Source organism: Microvirga sp. P4_G7 (assembly GCF_056401005.1).
This window is the reverse complement of sequence record NZ_JBFUKD010000434.1, coordinates 1-3,308: the sequence shown is the minus strand read 5'-3', so window position 1 is coordinate 3,308 and position 3,308 is coordinate 1. Positions and strand designations below refer to the sequence as shown.

The following is a 3,308-nucleotide window of genomic DNA, read 5'->3' as shown; positions in this document are numbered from 1 at the left end:
GCCGTAATCCATGAAGATSACCCGRTYGGCMACCTGACGSGCRAAGCCCATYTCGTGGGTSACGCACAGCATSGTCATGCCYTCTTCRGCRAGSCCGACCATSGTGTCGAGMACYTCCTTSAYCATYTCRGGGTCRAGSGCSGAWGTSGGCTCGTCGAACAGCATGATTTTGGGGTTCATGCAAAGCGAGCGGGCGATGGCTACGCGCTGCTGCTGACCGCCGGACAATTGTCCGGGGTACTTGTTCGCCTGCTCGGGAATCTTGACCCGGGTCAGGTATTTCATCGCGATCTCTTCCGCTTCCTTCTTCGGGAGTTTCTTCACCCAGATCGGCGCGAGCGTGCAGTTCTCGAGGATCGTGAGATGGGGAAAGAGGTTGAAGTGCTGGAACACCATGCCCACTTCGCGCCGAACTTCGTCGATGCGCTTGAGATCGTTGGTGAGCTCTGTGCCGTTGACGATGATCCGCCCCTTCTGGTGCTCCTCGAGCCGATTGATGCATCGGATCATCGTGGATTTGCCTGAGCCGGACGGTCCGCAGATCACGATGCGCTCGCCGCGCCGAACATTCAGGTTGATGTCGCGCAGCACGTGAAACTCGCCGTACCACTTGTGCACGTCGATCAACTGCACGGCCGGTTCGGCTCTCGGGTCGAGTTCAGCGGCGGAGTTTTGTCGTTGCGTGGATGTAGTTGCCATGGATGTCACCGTTTTTGACCGGATGCCAGTCGCCGCTCGACGCCGAGCGAGTAGCGCGACATGCCCCAGCAGAAGACGAAATAGAACAGAGCGGCAAAGGCATAGCCCGTGTAGCTGATCGTGGGAGCTGCCCAATTGGGATCGATGCGCGAGGCCTCGATCGTCTTGATGAAGTCGAAAATGCCGACGACGGAAACGAGCGACGTGTCCTTGAACAATCCGATGAACGTGTTGACGATGCCCGGAATGACGATGCGCAAAGCCTGCGGCAGGATGATGAACACCATCATCTGCGGATAGTTCAGGCCAAGCGACATGGCGCCCTCGTACTGGCCTTTCGGGATTGCTTGCAACCCGCCGCGAACCACTTCCGCCATGTAGGCCGATGCGAAGAACGCGACGCCGATGAGCGGGCGGGCCAAGCGATCCACCGTCATGTCGGCCGGCAGGAACAGCGGCAACATGGTGTTCGCCATGATCAGCACGGTGATCAGGGGCACGCCGCGAACGAACTCGATGAAGATGACCGACGCCATGCGCACGATCGGCAATTTCGAGCGTCGTCCCAACGCCAGGAGGATGCCGAACGGCAGCGAAAACACGATACCGACGGTTGCCACGAGCAGGGTGACGAGAATGCCGCCCCAAAGTGAACTCGGCACGGGTTCCAGGCCCCAATCGATGTCCATCAGCAGCAGCGTGATTCCGAGAACCGCAAAAGCGCCGCCCCCGATCAGCGCCGCAGAGCGGACCGACGTCTGCGTCAGGTGCGCCGCAAGTCCGATCCCAGCGACGATCAGCAATCCGATGGCGATGAAGAAAAGCCAGAACCGCAACCCAAAATCGATATTGCCTCCGGTCAGGAGAACATAGGAGGCGACCGGAAACAGCCAGAAGAAGTAGATCGCTCCGAGGTCCCGCCGGGGCGCGCGCAGCCAGAGAAGCCAAGCAACACCGAGCGCGAGAAGAGCAAAGAAGATGTTCACACGCCAACGCTCGGCGCCTGGATAGGAGCCATACGTGAAGTACCGGATCTTATCGATGACGAAGGCCCAGCAGGCTCCCACCGGATGTCCGGCCGTTTCCGCGCGGCAGGCGCTACGATCGGAGCCAGTCCAAACCGCGTTGATGAACATGAAGTTGATGATCGGCGGAATGATCACGTAGAGCAGATACAACACCACGAGCGTGAGCACGGTGTTGAAGGGACTCGAGAACAGGTTTTCCCGGATCCAGGCGAGCGGCCCACGCGCGAGGTTCGGCGGTGGGAGCGCCTCGATCGGTTCGGCGCGGACGAAGTGGTTGCTGTCGAGAGCGGTGCTCATGTAATCCCTCACCGTTCCACAATGGCAACGCGGCGATTGTAGATATTCATGACGAACGACGTCACGAGGCTGATCGTCAGATAGACGCCCATGGTGATCACCACCACCTCGATTGCCTGTCCCGTCTGATTGAGGACCGTACCCATGAAGACCTGGACGAGGTCCGGATAACCGATGGCGACTGCGAGCGAAGAATTTTTGGTCAAGTTGAGATACTGGCTCGTCAGCGGAGGCACGATCACGCGCATCGCCTGCGGGATCACCACGAGCCGGAGCGTCTGCCCCGGCTTGAGACCAAGCGAACCTGACGCTTCCGCCTGCCCTTTCGAGACGGCGAGGATGCCCGCCCTCACAACCTCGGCGATGAACGCCGCAGTGTAGGTTACGAGGCCGATGAGCAATGCGACGAATTCCGGCAAGATCTGCATCCCGCCACGAAGGTTGAACGTACCCTTCTGCGGAACTTCGAACGTGATCGGATTCACGCCTACCAAGGCCAGGACGATCCATGTCGCAACCGGCAATCCGAGCACGAGCCCAAGGGTCACGAGGCCGACCCGATATTGCCGTCCGGTGGCTTCCTGCTGCTTCTTGGCAAAGCGGCGGAACACGATGCTGACGACGACGCCGATGACGAGCGCGACGAGCACCATCCACGCGTCACTCGCGAAGAGCGGGCGTGGCATGAAGAAGCCGCGCGAGTTGATGAAAAATCCCGTGCCCATTTGCAGGGAGTCGCGCGGCTGCGGCAGCGGACCGAGCACGGCGATGTACCAGAACAGCAGCTGCAGCAGCAGCGGAATGTTGCGGAGAACCTCGACATAGACCATCGCCACCTTGGCGACGACCCAGTTGGTCGAAAGTCGCGCGATGCCGACCGTAAAACCGAGGAAGGTCGCGAGCACGATACCGATTGCCGAAACGACCAAGGTGTTGAGCAGGCCGACGATAAATGCATCGCCATAGGTCGAACCGGCCGCGCTGAACGGAATCAGGGTCTGGCTGATATCGAATCCGGCGGTGACTTCGAGAAAGCCGAAGCCGGATGCGATCTTTGCACGGCGCAAATTCTCGACCGCGTTCGAACCCGCCACATAGAACAGGTAAGCGACAACGACGATGAGAAGAACCTGGAAGAATATTCCGCGAATTTTGGGGTCGTAGAAAAACGACCGCTTAGGCTCCAATGCCTGGCTGGTAACCGTCTGCACTGAAATGACCCTCTGACCGCTTGTTGTTTTAGGGCGGCTTCACCGCTTGAGATGCGGCGGCCTCGTCTTTGGC

3 protein-coding genes are annotated in these 3,308 nt (G+C 59.6%); all 3 read right to left on the bottom strand.

The window, feature by feature from the left end; translation table 11 throughout:
- Nucleotides 1–699, bottom strand: a 699-nt coding sequence (locus AC1DT3_RS15920) for an amino acid ABC transporter ATP-binding protein (protein WP_477466219.1), incomplete at its 3' end; no start/stop codon positions are given.
- Nucleotides 700–704: 5 nt separating this feature from the next.
- Nucleotides 705–2,024 (bottom strand): amino acid ABC transporter permease, encoded by a 1,320-nt coding sequence (locus AC1DT3_RS15915; RefSeq protein WP_477466218.1) that lies wholly within the window; start codon nt 2,022–2,024, stop codon nt 705–707.
- A gap of 8 nt (nt 2,025–2,032) precedes the next feature.
- Nucleotides 2,033–3,235, bottom strand: a complete 1,203-nt coding sequence (locus AC1DT3_RS15910) for an amino acid ABC transporter permease (RefSeq protein WP_477466217.1) — start codon at nt 3,233–3,235, stop codon at nt 2,033–2,035.
- Between the last annotated feature and the right edge of the window lie 73 nt (nt 3,236–3,308).

Excerpts from the sequence above, each read along its gene's own strand:
- AC1DT3_RS15915 (WP_477466218.1), bottom strand. The coding sequence starts at position 2,024 with ATGAGCACCGCTCTCGACAGCAACCACTTCGTCCGCGCCGAACCGATC.